General features: G+C 71.4%; 12 protein-coding genes. 7 read left to right on the top strand and 5 right to left on the bottom strand.

Translation table 11 applies throughout. The features are described 5' to 3' along the window. Positions 1-27 precede the first annotated feature (27 nt). From ribH to OG599_RS04610, 6 genes are all read left to right on the top strand, one after another. A complete protein-coding gene (ribH, locus tag OG599_RS04635) occupies positions 28-513 on the top strand; it encodes a 6,7-dimethyl-8-ribityllumazine synthase (protein ID WP_327174659.1) in 486 nt (161 codons plus the stop codon). A gap of 34 nt (positions 514-547) precedes the next feature. Further along, positions 548-820, top strand: coding sequence for a phosphoribosyl-ATP diphosphatase (locus OG599_RS04630; RefSeq protein ID WP_266702246.1), 273 nt, complete (start codon positions 548-550; stop codon positions 818-820). Between the two features lie 88 nt (positions 821-908). After that, on the top strand, positions 909-1,757 hold the full coding sequence (gene hisG, locus OG599_RS04625) for an ATP phosphoribosyltransferase (protein WP_327174658.1): 849 nt from the start codon (positions 909-911) through the stop codon (positions 1,755-1,757). A 54-nt stretch (positions 1,758-1,811) separates the two neighbouring features. Further along, entirely contained in the window at positions 1,812-2,273 is a 462-nt protein-coding gene (locus tag OG599_RS04620; RefSeq protein WP_327174657.1) for a PH domain-containing protein, read from the top strand. A gap of 259 nt (positions 2,274-2,532) precedes the next feature. After that, on the top strand, positions 2,533-3,978 hold the full coding sequence (locus OG599_RS04615; RefSeq protein ID WP_327174656.1) for a hemolysin family protein: 1,446 nt from the start codon (positions 2,533-2,535) through the stop codon (positions 3,976-3,978). Then, complete coding sequence (locus OG599_RS04610) at positions 3,975-5,087, top strand: hemolysin family protein (RefSeq protein ID WP_327174655.1); 1,113 nt, start codon at positions 3,975-3,977, stop codon at positions 5,085-5,087. Before OG599_RS04615 ends, OG599_RS04610 begins: the two co-directional genes overlap by 4 nt. Before the next feature lie 72 nt (positions 5,088-5,159). Here the strand turns inward: OG599_RS04610 and OG599_RS04605 are convergent, their stop codons facing one another. Together OG599_RS04605 and OG599_RS04600 are read right to left on the bottom strand one after the other, a co-directional pair. Continuing rightward, entirely contained in the window at positions 5,160-7,067 is a 1,908-nt protein-coding gene (locus tag OG599_RS04605; RefSeq protein WP_327174654.1) for an AAA family ATPase, read from the bottom strand. A gap of 348 nt (positions 7,068-7,415) precedes the next feature. Then, on the bottom strand, positions 7,416-8,045 hold the full coding sequence (locus OG599_RS04600) for a uridine kinase family protein (protein WP_327174653.1): 630 nt from the start codon (positions 8,043-8,045) through the stop codon (positions 7,416-7,418). A gap of 372 nt (positions 8,046-8,417) precedes the next feature. On the opposite strand from OG599_RS04600, the gene OG599_RS04595 reads away from it, so the two are divergent. Next, on the top strand, positions 8,418-9,800 hold the full coding sequence (locus OG599_RS04595; protein WP_327174652.1) for a peptidase C39 family protein: 1,383 nt from the start codon (positions 8,418-8,420) through the stop codon (positions 9,798-9,800). Positions 9,801-9,937: 137 nt separating this feature from the next. Here the strand turns inward: OG599_RS04595 and OG599_RS04590 are convergent, their stop codons facing one another. From OG599_RS04590 to OG599_RS04580, 3 genes are all read right to left on the bottom strand, one after another. Beyond that, the gene (locus OG599_RS04590; protein WP_442809383.1) at positions 9,938-12,355 is read right to left on the bottom strand and encodes a glycoside hydrolase family 6 protein; all 2,418 of its coding nucleotides are present in this window, start codon (positions 12,353-12,355) and stop codon (positions 9,938-9,940) included. Between the two features lie 250 nt (positions 12,356-12,605). Then, positions 12,606-15,374: a glycoside hydrolase family 48 protein gene (locus tag OG599_RS04585; RefSeq protein WP_327179918.1), complete on the bottom strand. Its 2,769-nt coding sequence runs from the start codon at positions 15,372-15,374 to the stop codon at positions 12,606-12,608. Positions 15,375-15,589: 215 nt separating this feature from the next. Then, entirely contained in the window at positions 15,590-17,161 is a 1,572-nt protein-coding gene (locus tag OG599_RS04580; protein ID WP_327174651.1) for an endo-1,4-beta-xylanase, read from the bottom strand. Between the last annotated feature and the right edge of the window lie 230 nt (positions 17,162-17,391).

Raw genomic sequence — 17,391 nt, 5'->3', positions numbered from 1 at the left:
ACGACCCGAAGAACGGTAGGAGAGAACATGAGCGGCAAGGGCGCACCCGAACTGTCCGTGAGCAACTGCGAGGACCTCCGCGTGGCGGTCGTCGCCGCCCAGTGGCACGAGAAGGTCATGGACGGCCTCGTCGACGGCGCCCTGCGCGCGCTCGGCGAACTCGGCATCCAGGAACCCACCCTGCTGCGCGTCCCGGGCAGCTTCGAACTCCCGGTCGTCGCCAAGGTCCTCGCCGGACGCGGCTACGACGCGGTCGTCGCCCTCGGCGTGATCATCCGCGGCGGCACCCCGCACTTCGAGTACGTCTCCCAGGGCGTCACCGCCGGACTCACCCAGGTCACCGTCGACACCGGCGTCCCCGTCGGATTCGGCGTCCTCACCTGCGACACCGAGGAGCAGGCGCTGGACCGGGCCGGTCTGGAAGGGTCCACCGAGGACAAGGGCCACGAAGCGGTCACCGCCGCCGTCGCGACCGCCACCACGCTGCGCACCGTCAGCGAACCCTGGCGCTGAGGGCGGGCGGGGACCCCGTATTCTAGGGACCATCATGGCCAACAAAACCTTCGAAGAACTCTTCGCCGAGCTGACGCTCAAGGCAGCGGACGGCGACCCCTCCACCTCGCGCACCGCCGAACTGGTGGGCAAGGGGGTCCATGCCATCGGCAAGAAGGTCGTCGAGGAGGCCGCCGAGGTCTGGATGGCCGCCGAGTACGAGGGCAAGGAAGCGGCCGCCGAGGAGATCTCGCAGCTGCTCTACCACGTCCAGGTGATGATGGTCGCGCGCGGGATCTCCCTCGACGACGTCTACGCCCACCTCTGAGCAACGCCTCTCCCCGCCGCACCGCCAGAACTCCCGCACGCCCGCAGGACCGTCCGCACACTCCTTCGTACAAAGGAAACCCGAGCTCATGCTGCGCATCGCCGTCCCCAACAAGGGTTCACTCTCCGGGCCTGCGATGGCGATGCTCCATGAGGCCGGTTACCAGCAGCGCAAGGAGTCGAAGGAGCTCGTCCTCGTCGACCCCGTCAACGAGGTCGAGTTCTTCTACCTGCGGCCCCGGGACATCGCGATCTACGTGAGCTCCGGCCGCCTCGACATCGGCATCACCGGCCGCGACCTGCTGCTGGACTCCGGGGCCGACGCCGAGGAGATCCTCCAGCTCGGCTTCGCCCGCTCGACCTTCCGCTACGCCACCAAGCCCGGCACCGCCGAGGGCCCGCAGGACTTCGACGGCATGACGATCGCCACCTCCTACGAGGGCATCGTCGCCAAGCACCTCGCGGACAACGGCGTCAAGGCCTCCGTCGTCCACCTCGACGGCGCGGTCGAGACCGCCATCGAGCTCGGCGTGGCCCAGGTCATCGCCGACGTGGTCGAGACCGGCACCAGCATGCGCAACGCCGGACTCGAAGTGATCGGCGAGCCGATCATGAAGTCCGAGGCCGTCGTCATCCGCCGCACCGGCGCCGGCACCGACGAGCCCAAGGTCCAGCAGTTCCTCCGCCGCCTCCAGGGCGTCCTGGTCGCCCGGACGTACGTGATGATGGACTACGACTGCCGCGTCGAGCACCTGGAGCGCGCGGTCGCCCTCACCCCGGGCCTGGAGTCGCCGACCGTCTCCCCGCTGCACCACGAGGGCTGGGTCGCCGTCCGTTCCATGGTCGCCTCCCGCGAAGCGCAGCGGATCATGGACGACCTGTACGAGCTCGGCGCCCGCGCCATCCTCACCACGGCGATCCACGCCTGCCGGCTCTGACCGGAGCCCGGCTCCCGTATACCCCGCACATCGAGCAGAGGACAGAAGCACCTGATGTCCGCCCCCACCCCCCGGACCGGACAGCCGGTCCTCCCGGTCACCTTCCGGCCGGGCCTCACCCGGCTGGTCCTGCTCACCATCGCGGTGGCGCTCTTCGCCGTCATCACCGTCGTGGCGCTGATGCTGGAGAGCCTCGGTCCGGGGGACCGGGTGACCTTCATCGTCTTCGCGGTCCTCTTCTCCGGGGTCCTCGTCCTGCTCGCCCGGCCCAAGATCGTCGCCGACGAGGACGGGCTGACCGTCGTCAACCTCACCCGGACCCGGCGGCTGGCCTGGGCACAGATCCTCCAGGTGAACCTGAGGGCCGGCGACCCCTGGCTCTTCCTCGGCCTCAGCGACGGCACCAACCTGCCCGCCCTCGGCATCCAGCCCGGCCTCTCCAAGCAGCAGGCCGTACGGGACGCCGGGGAGCTCCGCCGGCTCGTCGCGGCACACGGCAGCAGCGTCGAAGCCTGAACCTGCCTCGGCCCGACGGGAATTCGGGGCCCGCGCGCACGGGCGGGCGCGGGGGCGCCCGACCGAGGGGCGTGAGCCCCTGCCCGGACGCACCGATTCTTGACTACTCTGGGGTTCGGCGGCGCCGAGTGGCGCCCCGCCCCGCCCAGACGGTCCGCAGACCGGCGGGGCTTTTCCTGCGACCCGAGGAGTGACTCCTTCCAGCAATGGACGGATCGTCCGGTAGTACCTGCGCCGCCCCTTCCCCGGAGGCGGCGGTATGACCACCCCCCTGCTGCTGCTCATCGCGGCATTCCTTCTCATCCTGGCCAACGGCTTCTTCGTCGCGGCCGAGTTCGGCCTCGTCACCGTCGAGAAACCCGAGGCGGAACGCGCGGCCCAGGAAGGCGACCGGCGCGCGCGCACCGTCGTCGACGCGCTGCGCGAACTCTCCTTCCAGCTGTCCGGCACCCAGCTCGGCATCACCATCACCTCGCTGGTCGTCGGCATGCTCGCCGAACCGGCGCTCGCCCAGCTCTTCACCGGACCGCTCACCGCCACCGGCCTGCCCGCCAAGGCCGTACCCACCATCAGCGTGGTGACCGGCATGCTGCTCGCCTCCGCGGTGCAGATGGTCATCGGTGAACTGGTGCCCAAGAACTGGGCCGTCTCCAAGCCCCTCCAGGTCGCCCGGTTCGTCGCCGGCCCCCAGCACCGCTTCGCCACCGCGCTCCGCCCGGTGATCACGGCGCTGAACACGCTCGCCAACCGGCTCGTCCGGCTGCTGGGTGTCGAGCCCACCGACGAGCTGGCCTCCGCCCGCACCCCGGGCGAGCTGGTCTCGCTGGCCCGGCACTCCGCGGAGGCCGGCACCCTGGAACAGGACACCGCCGACCTCTTCGTACGGACCCTGTCGCTCGGCGGTCTCACCGCTCAGCACGTCATGACCCCCCGGGTCCGGGTCAGCGCCCTCCAGTCCACCGCCACCGCGGCCGACGTCCTCAACCTGACCCGCGCCACCGGCCTCTCCCGCTTCCCGGTCTACCGGGAACGCATCGACGAGGTCGTCGGCATGGTCCACCTCAAGGACGCCCTCGCGGTCCCGGCCGCCGAGCGGCTGCGTACCCCGGCCGGCCGGATCGCCGTCCCGCCGCTGCTGGTCCCCGAGTCCCTGCCCGTCGAACAACTGCTCCAGCGGCTCCGCAACGAGCAGCCGATAGCCGTCGTCGTCGACGAGTACGGCGGTACCGCCGGTGTCGTCACGCTGGAGGACATCATCGAGGAGCTCGTCGGCGAGGTCCGCGACGAGCACGACGCCGAAGGCGCCGACCGGCCCGAGCTGGTCTCCGTCACCGGCGAGGACGGCCGCCCCGCCTGGGACGCGGACGGCAGCTGCCGCGTCCTCAGCCTCCGCCGGATAGGCCTCGACGTGCCCGACGGCCCGTACGAGACCGTCGCCGGACTCGTCGCCGACCTCCTCGGGCGCATCCCCGCACCCGGCGACCGCACCGGACTGCCCGGCTGGCGGATCTCCGTCCGCCAGGTGGGCCACTACCGGGCCGAGCAGGTCCGCTTCGTCCGCACCGCTGACGTGTCCGGGCAGCCGGACGGGTCTCTGGGCGGGCAGTCGGCCGGGCAGCCGGGCGGCACGGATCTCGCGGAAGCCCCCTTGGACGGCGACCGCCTCGCGGCCTCCGCCCGGACCCTGCAGGAGGCCACCCGATGAGCCTGGTCCAACTGCTCTTCGCCGGACTCCTGGTCCTCGCGAACGGCTTCTTCGTCGGTGCCGAGTTCGCGCTCGTCTCGGTCCGCCGCAGCCAGGTCGAACCGCTCGCCGCGAGTGGATCGGCCCGCGCCCACAAGGTGCTGTACGGCCTGGAGAACCTCCCGCAGATGATGGCCGCCGCACAGTTCGGCATCACCGTCTGCTCGCTCACCCTGGGCGCCGTCGCCGAACCGACCGTCGCCCACCTCCTGGAACCCGTCTTCCACGCGGCACACGTGCCCGAGGGGTTCGTCCACCCGCTCGGGTACGTCCTCGCCCTCGTCTTCGTGGTCGTCCTCCACCTCGTCGTCGGAGAGATGGTCCCGAAGAACCTGGCGATGGCCGCCCCGGAGAAGACGGCCCTCTGGCTCAGCCCCGCCCTGGTGGGCTTCGCCCGGCTCTGCCGCCCGGTCACCGCGGCGCTCGGCGCCTGCGCCCGGCTCGTGCTGAGGCTCTTCCGGGTCGAGCCCAAGGACGAGGTCGAAGCCGTCTTCACCAGCGAGCAGCTGAACCGGCTGGTGGAGGACTCCGGTCAGGCCGGGCTCCTGGAGCCCGAGGCGCAGGAACGCCTGGAGGACGCCCTGGAACTCGGCAGCAGGCCCGTCACGGACGTGCTCCTGGAGAACGGCTCGCTGGTGACGGTCGACCCGTCCGTCACCCCGCGCCGGGTCGAGGAGCTCACCGTACGGACCGGCTTCTCGCGCTTCCCGGTCCGCGCCGAGCGCGGCGGCCCGTTCATGGGCTACCTGCACGTCAAGGACGTCCTCGACCTGGAGGACGGCGAGCGCGCCGTGCCCCAGCACGTCTGGCGCCCGATGGCGACCGTCCGGGCCGAGCTCCCGCTGGACGACGCCCTGACCGTGATGCGCCGGGCCGCGACCCACCTGGCCCAGGTCGCCGACGCCCAGGGCAAGGTCCTCGGACTCGTCGCCCTGGAGGACGTGCTGGAAATGCTGGTGGGCGAGGTCCGCGACCCCGCCCACCGCGTCTCGGTACCGCGCCGGACGGTCGACGTACCCCCGGAGCACCGGGCGCCCGAGCCGAAGGCGGCCATGGCCGACATCGGCTGAGGGTGAATCTCCCGATACGCGAGTGGGCCCGTCCGGCGACTGCCGGGCGGGCCCACCGCCGTACCATCGGGTCTACGCCCCGGGTGCCTCCGTCTGGCCCCGTCCCACCGGGCCGCGGCCTGAGAGCACCTCGCCGTACGCCTGCATCAGGTCCGGCAGCCGCAGCGTCGCCAGGTCGGCGCGGCCCGGCGCCGTGGTGTAACCCGAGAGCCGCAGGTCGCGGTAGGCGCAGCTCTTCTCGTACAGGGTGCGCAGGAAGCGGCCGTTGCCCAGCTCGTCGATCCACCCCTGCTCGACCACGTGGCCGCTGACGCTGCGCAGCTCGTCCAGGGCCTCCTCGTCCCAGAGGTCGCCGTTGGCGGCGGCCAGCACCCCGCCGATCGCGGTGAGTTCGAGCGGACGGTAGCTCGGGAAGTCGACCCGGCTGGTGAACCGGGAGGAGAGCCCCGGGTTGGTGGCCAGCAGCCGGTCCATGCCCTCCGGGTAGCCGGCGAGGATGACCACCAGGTGGTCCCGGTTGTCCTCGGCCCGCTTCAGCAGGACCTGGAGCGCCTCGTCGCCGTACGCGTCGCCCTTGCTGTAACCGGAGTTGGCGAGGCTGTACGCCTCGTCCACGAAGAGCACCCCGCCCAGCGCCGAGTCGATCAGCTCATTGGCCTTGACCGCGGTCTGGCCGAGGAACTCGCCCACCAGATCGGAACGTTGGGCCTCCACCAGGTGATCGCCGCCGAGGAGGCCCAGCGCGTAGAAGACCCGGCCCAGGATGCGGGCGACCGTCGTCTTCCCCGTGCCCGAGGGGCCGGAGAAGACGAAGTGCCGCTTGGGCGGCTGGACCGGAAGCCCCTGCTCGGCCCGGAGCCGCGCCATGTTCAGCTGTGCCGAGAGCGCCTTGACCTGCCGTTTGACCGGATCGAGCCCGACCATCCGCTCCAGCTCCGCGAGCGCGTCGGCGAGCAGCGCGGGGTCGCTCGGACCGGTGGGCGGCACCGGACGCCCCGCACGGCCGGACCCGGACCGCTTGGCCCGCGCACCCTCCGGCGCGGTCGTGATCACCGGGGCGACGGGGCCGAGCGGATCGCCGCCCAGCCACGGGTCACGGCCGTCCACCAGGTCCGTACCGAGCAGCGCGTCGCCGTCCGGCTGGGACTCGGAGCCCAACTCGTCCGCGCCGTAGCCGCTCAGGGCGGCCGGGGCGAGGCCGGCCGAATCGTCGAACCCGTCGTGATCCGTGATGGCCGCCAGCCGGGCCGAGGTGTCCATGAACGAGGGATCGACCCGGTGCACCGCCCGGTAGAGGGGGAGCGCGGCGGCGCTGCGCCCCGTCCCCTCGTGCGCCCGCGCCAGCCAGTACCGGAGCTCCTTGCGCTGCGGCTGCTCGCTGCGACAGCGCATCAGCGCCGCGGAGAGCAGGGGCTCCGCCTGCCCGTACATCTCCAGCCGGACCCGGGCCATCCCGCCGAAGAGCCGCGCCTCGATCCCGAGCAACGGGTCGTCGACCAGCCGCTCGGTGTAGCGGACCAACTGCTCCCAGTCCTTGGCGAGATAGGCCCGGCACGCGTGCAGGAAGCGCACCTGCGCGTCGGTGTCGACCGGCGGGAGCCCGGCCAACGCCCGGTCCAGCTCCGGCACATGGCGGCCGTCCAGCCAGTGCGAGGCGTGCGCCAGCAGCAGATCGCGCGGCGACTCCAGTACCGGCTGAACCCACCAGCCCAGCCAGTACCAGGAGTTGAGCGTGCGTTTGTGCCGGGTGCGCTGCTCGCCGAAGCGGTCGCGGTGCCGGTACATGCTCAGCAGGGCGGTGGTGGTGTCGATGCGCAGCGCGTGCAGGCCCAGCCAGGCGTCCGCCATGCCGGGATCGAGTCCCACCGCGGTCCGGAACTCCTCCTCGGCATGTGGGTAGGCGCCCACGGTGTAGGCGTCCACGCCCCGCAGCCAGGCCAGTTCGGCAGGGGCGTGCGCGCCCTGCGTGCCGATGTCCATCAGGTCCCCCACACGACTGTGCCCCAGGATGTCCCGCCCGCACAGCATGCCCACGGAAGCGTTCCGAATCACCGTTTCGCGGGCGGGAATTGACCGAGCCGTCGAGTAGCGTACCCAGCCCGGAAAAACCACCGGAACGGTGTCGCTCGTGACGGACGGTGAAGGGGATGGCCTCTGTGGTGCGCACGGGGAGGGGGCCGGGGCAGAACGAAGCCCCCGATCACGGGGGAACAACCGGGGGCTTCGTGTCCTGGATGGGCTCCGAAAAGCCGCACATTGAGAACGTAAGACCTGTAAGCCCCGCCGGTCAAGCCGAGTTGGAACATGCGCCTGGCGATTTCCAGGGGCTCAACCGGATGACCTGCCGCCTTCACCCTCCGTAGCATTCCGACCCTGGGCCGCAGTCGCCTGAGGCCCCGTCAGCCACTCGTAACCGTCGGACAACTGGCGTACCAGCGAATCCGCGTACGGCCGCGAGGGGTCATCGGTGAAATGTTCGTCCTCCGCGACCGTCCACCCGTCCCAGAACGCGTCGAGCGCCGGTCCGTCCCGCCGCCGGCCTCGCTCCCAGGAGCTCGCGCGGTCCAGCTCCATCCACCACAGCGCCGCCAACCGGGGCCGCAGGAACCGTCGTCCGGCCCCCACCCCCTCGACCAGCACCACCGGCGCGGGGTCCAGGGTCCGCGGGGGCCCGAAGCGGCGGGTGGTCCAGTCGTACGGGGCGTAGCGCGCCCGCTCCCCGCGCGACAGCGGCAGCAGCACCTGCTCGTGCAGCCGGTCCGTCCAGGCGAACAGCTCCTCGTGGGTGGCCAGATCGTCCAGCCGGAGCAGGGGGGCGCCCCCCAGGGCGGCGGCGAGCCGGGTCGCCAGGGTGCTCTTCCCCGAGCCCGCGTGCCCGTCGATCGCCACGAGCCGTACCGGGCCCAGGGAGGGGGAGAGGGCCAGGAGGCCGCGGGCGTGTCCGGCCAGGTCGTTCATGGCTCCAGGGTACGGGCCGGGTCCGGGCCGGGCTCCGCCGTCCCCGGTCCGCCGCAGGTCACGGCGGTGGCGGCGGCTGGGGGCGGGCGGGGCCGATCACCGGAGAGGGCCAGGGACGTGCCAGTGGACCAGTCCAATGTTGCTCCGTCCGCGCGGGGTGAATCACTGGCCCGGCGGGCCCGGGACCCGCGATAGTTGGCGCACTGATCGACGTCGGACACGCACGCCGTACCCGGATGCCGCACCCTGTCGCACCCCGCACCCGTCCGCCACCCGCAGCACCCGCAGCACCCGTCCGCACGCAGCACTCGCCGTACACGCGCCCCGCACCCGCTGTACACCCTCGTCCGCCAACGACTCGGGAGCCCCCCCATGACCGGACCGCACAACCGCAGGAACGTTCTCGCCGCCCTCGCGGCCGTCGCCGCCGCCTCCACGGTGGCGGCCTCCGCCGGACCCGCGTCCGCCGCCGCACGTTCGGCCTCCCGCCCCGCTCCCCTCCGCTTCAGGGCCCCGGACACCGCCGTGGACAACCACTTCTGGACGACGTACACCGACTGGCGCTCCGGCTCCGCCGCCGGAACCCGCGCCGTCGCCGGCCGCAGGCCCGGCCTGGTGATCGGCACCCCCGCCGGCACCGCCGACCACACCGACCCGCACACCGGAACGACTGCCGCATGGGAGTACGCCACCTGGACCTCCCCGTCCCACCGCAGCGCCGTACCGGCCACCGAGGTGATCGCCTCCTGGAACGCCGACACCCCCGCCGGCACCTGGATCCAGATCGAACTGCTCGGCCGCTACTCGGACGGCACGGACACCCCCTGGTACGTGATGGGCCGCTGGGCGGCCGGGGACGAGGACATCCGCCGCACCTCGGTGGACGACCAGACGGACGGGAAGAGCTCCATCTGGACCGACACCTTCTCCGTCGACGACGCGGCGAGCGGCCTGCGCCTGACGCACTACCGGCTCCGCCTCACCCTCCACCGCAGGCCCGGCACCAGCCTCACCCCGACGGTGTGGCGCGTCGGCGCGATGGCCTCGGACGTCCCGGACCGCTTCACCGTCCCGGCGAGCACTCCCGGTACCGGCCGCGGCCACGAGCTCGCCGTGCCGCGCTACTCGCAGAACCTCCACGCGGGGCAGTACCCGGAGTACGACAACGGAGGCGAGGCATGGTGCAGCCCCACCTCCTCGCAGATGATCATCGAGTACTGGGGCCGCAAGCCCACCGCCGAGCAGCTCGCCTGGGTCAAGCCGGGCCTCCCCGACCCCCAGGTCTGCCACGCGGCGCGCTACACGTTCGACTACCAGTACGACGGCTGCGGCAACTGGCCCTTCAACGCCGCCTACGCCGCCACCTACCCGGACATGTCCTCCGCCGTCACCCGCCTCGGCTCCCTCACCGACGTGGAGACGCTCGTCCGGGCCGGCATCCCCGTCATCACCTCGCAGTCCTTCCTCAAGGAGGAGCTGACGGGCGCCGGTTACGGCACGTCGGGCCACCTGATGACGGTGATCGGCTTCACCGAGGAAGGCGATGTCATCGCCAACGACCCCGCCTCGAAGGACGACGACGCGGTGCGCCGGATCTACTCGCGGAGCGAGTGGGAGCAGATCTGGCTGCGGACGAAGCGGTACGACGCGAGCGGCAACGTGCGCAGCGGCACGGGCGGGGTCTGCTACCTCTACTGGCCGACCGCACCGTCCGCGGCCCAGCGGCGGGTGCTGGGGGCGTTCGGGCTGGTGTGAGCGGTCGACCGTCCTCCGGACGGCCGCCGGAGCACGACACCGCCCCCCGCCGGACTTCCGGCGGGGGGCGGTGTCACAAAGGGACCCGGCCCGGCCCGTCACCGCGTCAGTCGGCGGCGGGCCTGTGGGCGGCAGGGTCAGGGAGCGGTGCCCCAGGAGAGGGTGCCGCCCACGTAGGCGCCGATCTTCGCCGCGTCGGCGAAGGAGGTGTTGGTGCCGCGGCTGTAGTCGTCCGCCTCGCTGAAGTTGGACCAGTCGCTCTTGTTGATCCGGAGCTGGATCTCACCGGTGGAGGCGCCGGCGGCCAGGGTGCCGCTGCCGAAGCCGACCTCGAGGTAGTGGCTGGCGCCGGCCGCCGAACCGCCGCCCGTCACGCCGAGGGTCACGGTTCCGCAGCCGACGACCGCGTAGTCGCACGCGGTGCCGAAGGTGGAGGCCCCGGCATCGGGGGTGAACCAGTAGCGCAGCTTCACGGTGGACAGGTTCACCGCGGTGCTGCCGGTGTTCACCAGCTGGAGGGACAGCCGGATCTGGTTATCGGTCGCGGAGGAGTCCGTGTTCTTGTACTGGACCTTGAGCGTGCCCGTACCGGTGCCGCCGCCGCTGGTCGCGGAGGTGGTGACCGAGAGGGCGCTGGAGGCGGCCGAGACGTTGCCGGCGGCGTCCTTGGCCTTGACCGTGTAGCTGTAGGCGGTCGAGGCGGTCAGGCCGGTGTCGGTGTACGAGGTGGTGGTGGAGGAGCCCACCTTCACGCCGTCACGGAAGATGTCGTAGCCGGTCACGGCGGTGTTGTCGGTGGACGCGGTCCAGGACAGCGAGACGCTGCTGCTGGTCTTCGCCGTCGACGTCAGGCCGGCCGGAGCGGTCGGCGCCGTGGTGTCGGTGGTGCCGCCGCTGGTCGCGGAGGTGGTGACCGAGAGGGCGCTGGAGGCGGCCGAGACGTTGCCGGCGGCGTCCTTGGCCTTGACCGTGTAGCTGTAGGCGGTCGAGGCGGTCAGGCCGGTGTCGGTGTACGAGGTGGTGGTGGAGGAGCCCACCTTCACCCCGGCGCGGAAGATGTCGTAGCCGGTCACGGCGGTGTTGTCGGTGGACGCGGTCCAGGACAGCGAGACGCTGCTGCTGGTCTTCGCCGTCGACGTCAGGCCGGCCGGAGCGCTCGGCGCCGTGGTGTCGGTGCCGGTGCCGCCGCCGGTGATCGGCGGGTAGGCGTTGCGCACGAGCTCCTGGAACTGCGCGGAGAACCAGTGGCCCGCGAGCGGGGAGTTCGGCAGGGCGCCGGTCAGGCTGTTGCCGTTGCGGCCGTTACCCGTGTAGGTGGGGTCGCACATCCGGTCGAAGCCCTTGCCCTCGTCGTTCGCGACGGGGGCGCTGTTGCCGTCCGACTCGCCCGGGGGCTTGGCCCAGACGTACGCGTCGATCCCGGCCTCGGGGGCTGCGGTGGGACGCTCGCCGATGCCGGCGCCGCTCTGGTTGCACCAGTTACCCGCGTGGATGCGGCGGTCGACCCGGCCGCCGTCCACGTAGGCGTCGACGCTGGTCGTCGGACCGGGGGCGGTGGGCCGCGCGGAGCCGCCCCAGCCGTTGCGGGCCGTGTCGATCAGCATGCCGATGTTGGAGTTGAAGCCCTGGCTCACCAGCAGGGTGCGCAGCGCCTGGGCGAACGACAGCTCGTCGACGTAGTAGTTCCAGTCGACCCACTTGGACTGGCGCACCGTGGTGCCGTTCACCGAGTCGGTGACCTTGAAGTTCGGCTCCTTGAGAGCCGAGTAGTTGGCCGTGTTCACGATGAAGCCCGTGACGTCGTTGACCGTGGCGCCCTCGGACGTGGCGGCCTTCTTGAACTCCGCGGCGGCGGGGCTCATGTTGCTGTCCCAGCCGAGCCAGCCGTGGTGCGCGGCGTCGATGTAGTTGTAGACGTTGGGAATGGCGCCCAGGGTGTGCAGCGCGTAGCCGACGCCCTTCTCGTAGTTGCCGTTCGCCTTCATCGTCGCGCAGGCGTCCGTCGAACCGGCCGTGCCGCCCGCGTTGGTGACGATGTTGGGCAGCGAGTCCGGCTCGATGATCGTGACGATGCGCAGGCTCGCGTACGCCGGGTCCGCCAGGATGGCGGCGATCGGGTCGATGTACTCGCTCTCGTACCGGCCGAGCTCGGTGGGACCGAGCTCACCGTTGGACGCCAGCGCGGCGCAGTCGCGTCCCGGCAGGTCGTAGATGACGACCTGGAACAGGTTCGCGCCCTGGGCCAGCGCCGTGTCGAGGTGCGCCCGCAGGCCCCTCGCCTCGGAGGAGCCCGCGATGGCCGCGATGCGGTCCATCCAGACGAAGGCCGGCGTGTTGGCGATGGCGGCGCCGCCCGGTTCGGCCGCCGCCTTGGCGGACCAGTCCGGGTTCACGTACGCCGTCGCACCCACGTAGGGGTTGTCGACCCGCGCCGTGGCTGCTGCCGAAGCGGGGGCGGCGGGAACGGCGACGGCGAGCGCCGCGCCCATGGCCAGGGCGGAGACTGCGGCCAGTCTCCGGCGCAAGCCGTTCTTGATGGTGCCTCTGGTACTCATTGCGGCTCCGTTATCCTCTCGTACGCCCGCGGATGCTCGCCGCGGACGGGTTCATGGGGTGTCGACCGGGAGCGGGTGGCCCGGTCGGGGCTCACCGCTCCCGCGAGGCCGCCGCCGGTGGGGACGGGGACCTGCGGTGCGTCGTCGGGCTGGGGGGTGTTGCCCCGATGGCGGGTACGGCGGGGCGGTGGGTGTCCCGCCATCGGGAGTAGGAGGGGGCGCCCCGGCCGGAGCCGGGGCACCCGGTCGGTCAGGGGGCGGTGCCCCAGGCGAGGGCGCCGGCGACATAGGCCCCGACCTTGGAGGAGTCCGCGTACGCGGTGTTGGCGGCGCGGCTGTAGTCGTCGCTCTCGCTGAAGTTGGACCAGTCGCTCTTGTTGAGCCGCAGCTGGAGCTCACCGGTGGACGCGCCGGCGGCCAGGGTGCCCGCGCCGCCGGTGAACCCGACCTCCAGGTAGCGGTCGGCGCCCGTCTTCGGACTGGAGACGGCGACCACCGAGTGCGTGATGTTGGACGAGCCGAGCGCGGCGTAGTCGCAGTACGTGCCGAAGGTGCTCGCGCCACCGTCGGAGGAGAACCAGTACCGCAGCTTCACCGTCGACAGGTCGATCGGGGCGCTGCCGGTGTTGATCACCTGGAGGCCCATCCTGATCTGGTTGTCGGTGGCGGCGGAGTCCGTGTTCTTGTACTGGACCTTCACCGCGCCGGTGCCGGTCGAGCCGCCCGACTTCGTGGTGGCGGAGACCGAGGCCGACAGCGCCGAGGTGTTGCCGGCCGCGTCCCGGGCCGCGACCGCGTAGCTGTACGCGGTGGTCGCGGCGAGACCCGAGTCCGTGAACGTCGTGGTGGTGGCGTTCCCCGCCAGCACCCCGTTGCGGTACACGTCGTAGCCGGTCACTGCGGTGTTGTCGGTGGCGGCGGACCAGGAGAGCGAGACGCTGTTGGCCGTCGTCGCGGTCACGGTGAGGCCGGCCGGGACGGTCGGCGCCTGGGTGTCCCCGCTCGGCGTGCCGCCGCCCGCCACCAGCAGCTCCGCGTAGATCGCGAAGGCCAGCGCGAGCGCCGCCTGCGCCCAGAACCGGTGGTACGTGAAGGTGGGCGCGGCGCCGCCGTCCAGGTAGGCCTGCACCTTCGGCCAGTCCGGGTCCTTCTTGTACCAGCTGCGGATGCCGATGAAGGTCGACCCGGGCTTGACGGGGTCGCCGTTCGGCATCGTGCCCGACCAGCCGGCGGGGATGTACACCTCGTCGTCGAACCGGTTGTAGTCGCGCCGGACCTCCGGCACCGAGATGCCCTTGGTGGTGGTGTTCAGCGCCATCGCGTCCAGCAGCGCCTTGGCGAGCGCCGCCGCGTTCTGGTCACCCGACTTGGCGGCGTAGTAGGTGAGCGTCTTGACGTACGCGGCGCCCACACCGACGTCGTTGGCGTAGTCCACCACCGTGACGTGCAGACCCGCGTTGGTGCCGGGGGACGCCGCGTTCCAGGTGTCCGGCTGGCCCGACCAGTTGAGCGTCGAGGGGAAGCGGAAGCTGCCGTCGGCGCCCACCGTCGTCTCGGACGAGGCCCAGGCGACCCACTTGGAGAGCACGGCCTTCGCGGACGCGTTGCCCGTCTCGTGGTAGTACGCCGCGAGGCGCTCCATGCCCCACGCCTGGAAACCGAACCAGTTGTTGCTCGCCGGGTCGTGGTAGACCGGCTGCCAGTCGTACGCCATGCCGTAGAAGGTCGGCGTACCGGCCGGTGGCTTGCTGTAGCTGCCCTCCCAGCTGTTGGTGCAGCCGCCCGCGAACGCGCCCTCGCTCGACTGCAGCCAGGTCAGGAACTCCAGCTGCCGCGTCAGGCTCTTGGACCAGTCGCCCCTGGCCGTGGCCGACTTGGGGGTCAGCGCCGGTACGTTGGACAGCGCCCAGGCCGCCAGCGGGTTCTGGTAGCCCTGGTGGGAGGCGCTGTCACCGATGCGCCAGGCCCATCCGCCGCCGCTGCCGGCCGCGGCGCCGCCCCAGGCGTAGTACCAGGAGAGCAGGTAGTGCTGGGAGTCGCGGCCGGAACCGGCCGGGCAGGAGGCCGGGTCGGTGCAGTCGCCGACCCGCTTGAAGTACTTGTCGAACATGGCGTAGCGGAGGTAGTCGCCCATCTTGGCGGCCTTCGCCAGCGAACCCGCGACGTCGCTCGCCTTGCCCTGGGCGGTGGCCCAGCGGTACGCCCAGTAGGCGGCCTGCACCGCGCGGGCGTCGGCGTCCGGCGCGTTGGTGTACTTCCACTGCTTGGCGTAACTGGAATCGCCGACGAACAGATCGAGATAGCCGTTGGGGCCGCCGTACTTGAACAGGTCCGTGGTGGGCTGGGGGACCGTCTCCCACACCGATTCCTGCGCACCGCGCTGGTAGGTGTTGATGAAGGAGGCCCCGGCGCCCGGCCCGGACTCGCCGCCGGTGCCCGGCTTGTTGCCGTAGCCGTAGACGTTGTCCAGGTCCATCAGCCAGTGCATGCCGTAGACGTCCATCGTCCCGTAGGACGCGGCGAGTTCGGTGGCGAGCGGGTCCGCGCCGGACTTGACCGTGCCGTCCAGGGCGGAGGGATAGGCGCTCGGCAGCGGGTGCTCCGGCGCGTAGGTCGCGGGGGACGACGGGTTGTAGGAGTCGGCGGTCGACTGGTCCGCGTGCTGCGGAATGATCGTCTTCTCCGCCACCGCCCAGGCCGCGTTGAAGGGCGCCCAGTTGCCGGTCACCCTGCCGTACGCGGCCTCCAGCCACATCCAGAAGCTGACGGCCTCCGACGTCGTCTGGTGGCCGTGGTCGGGGGCCTCGACCATCAGGGTCTCGACGGAGTGGTACGGCAGGCCGTCCGGGCTGAAGTAGCCGTTGGCGGGCGCCTTGATCTTGGCGTACTGGGTCAGGAAGGCCTGGGTGTAGGGGTCGTCGGCCGCGGCCGCGAGGGTGTTGGAGCCGGAGGCCGTGCCGGCCGCCTCGGACGCGGGCTTGGCGACGGCGATGCCCTGCGCCATACCGGCGGCGAGGATGCTGCCACCCAGGGCACTGCTGAATGTTCTACGTGATATCGACACAAATCCTCCGCTGGCGGGTGTCGTTGGGGGAAGGAGGGGGTGAGGCGCGGGGGTGAAGCAGAGGGGTGAAGCAGAGGGGTGAAGCGGGGGTGGGTGACCAGGGGGGATGGTCGTTGAGCGGGGGAGCGGGGGGAGCGGTGGTGCGGGTGGTGCGGCCGGTCGAGCCGGGATCAGGGCGCGACGCCCCAGACCTGCTCACCGTCCACGTAGACGGCGATCCTCGGAGCGTCCGCGTACGAGGTGCCACTGCCGTGGCTGTAGTCGTCCGACTCGTCGAAGACGGACCAGTCCGACTTGTTCAGCCGCATCTGGATCTCGCCCGTCGAGGCGCCCGGGGCGAGGCTGCCGCTGCCGAAGCCCACTTCGAGGTAGTGGTCGGCGCCTGCCTTCGGGGTGTCCATGGCCACCACCCGGTGGGTCACCGTGTTGCAGCCGATCGGCGACCAGTCGCACCACGTGCGGTAGTCGGGAGCTCCACTGCCGGCGGTGAACCAGTACCGGAGGGTCACGTCCGACAGGCCGACCGCCGTGGTGCCGGTGTTCACCAGTTGGAGGCCGGGTTTGATCTGGTTGTCGCCCACCGACGAGTCGCTGTTGCGGTACTGCGCCTTGAGCGCCCCCGGGTCGCCGCCCTCCCCGCCGTCGTCTCCGCCGTCGTCCGCGCCGCCCAGTGCGGTGCGCACGGCGGAGAGGGCCGGCTTGGGCGCCAGGTTCTCGTCGTACAGGTTGGCCGCGCCCTGACCGGGGAACGTGCTCGGGACCCACGAGTACTTGTCCGTGTAGTCCCAGACCGTGATGCCGACGCACCGCTCGACCGCCAGGCAGGCCTCGACGACCTGCCGGTAGTAGCCGGACTGCGTGGTGGTCTTGGCGGCATCGGCGGGCAGCGCCATGCGCACGTCGAGTTCCGTGACGGCCACGTCGAGACCGAGGTCGGCGAACCGCTGCATGTTCGCCTGCATCTGGTACGGGAAGCCGTACTGGACGGCCAGGTGCGCCTGCATCCCGACCCCGTCGAGCGGCACGCCCTCGTCGAGGAGCTCGGTGACCAGGGTGTACATGGCGTCGCTCTTCGCGCCGAGCCCCTCGATGTTGTAGTCGTTGAGGTACAGCTTGGCGTCCGGGTCCGCGGCGTGGGCGGCGCGCAGCGCGGTGGCGATGTAGTCGCTGCCCATGGCGGTGTAGAAGGGGCTCGTGCGGAAGGTCCCGTCCTCGTTGAACGGCTCGTTCACCACGTCCCACGCGGTGACCGCGCCGCGGTAGTGCGTGGCCTCCTCGGTGATGTGACGGGTCATCGCCGCCTCGACCTGCGCCGACGGCAGAGCGCCCACCCAGCTCGGCAGCTGGCTGTGCCAGACGAGCGTGTGGCCGCGCACGGTCTGACCGTGCTGCGCCGCGAAGTCGGTGACCACATCGCCCTTGGCGAAGTTGAACTGGCCCTGGACGGGCTCGGTGGTGTCCCACTTCATGGAGTTGCCGGGGGTGATCTGTCCGAACTCGGAGCCCAGGATGGCCGTGTAGGCCGCGTCGGTCAGTTCGGGGTTGTCCGTGGCGGAGCCGAAGTACTTGCCCTGGGCGACGGCAAGTTCATGCAATGAGCCTTGCTGTGCGGCGATCGCCGTGCCCTGCTGGGCCGCCGTCGCCGGCCCACCCGTGAGGGCGAGTGCGAGGGTGAGGGCTCCGGCCAGAAGGGTCGGGATACCTCTGGCGCGGTCGTGCATGCAGCGCTTCATCGAGCTCATGACAAACGCCTTCCTCTGCCGGGCAGCGTGGAGCGTGGCGGGGCGCGACCGTGCCTCGCCACGCCCCCTTCATCACCTGGTGGTGGTGAAGGGGGTGAGTGGACTGTGCGGGGGTACCGGTGTGGGAGCGCTCCCAAGGTGGCGTGGCGTCGAGCACCTGTCAAGACTTGAATCACAACTGTCTTACGGGCGCGTTAACGCGACCACACCTTGAACGGGCTTTACCGCAG

The organism is Streptomyces sp. NBC_01335, assembly GCF_035953295.1.
GTDB lineage: Bacteria > Actinomycetota > Actinomycetes > Streptomycetales > Streptomycetaceae > Streptomyces.
Note: the sequence above shows the minus strand (reverse complement) of the source record. Positions and strands in the feature narration are given on the sequence as shown.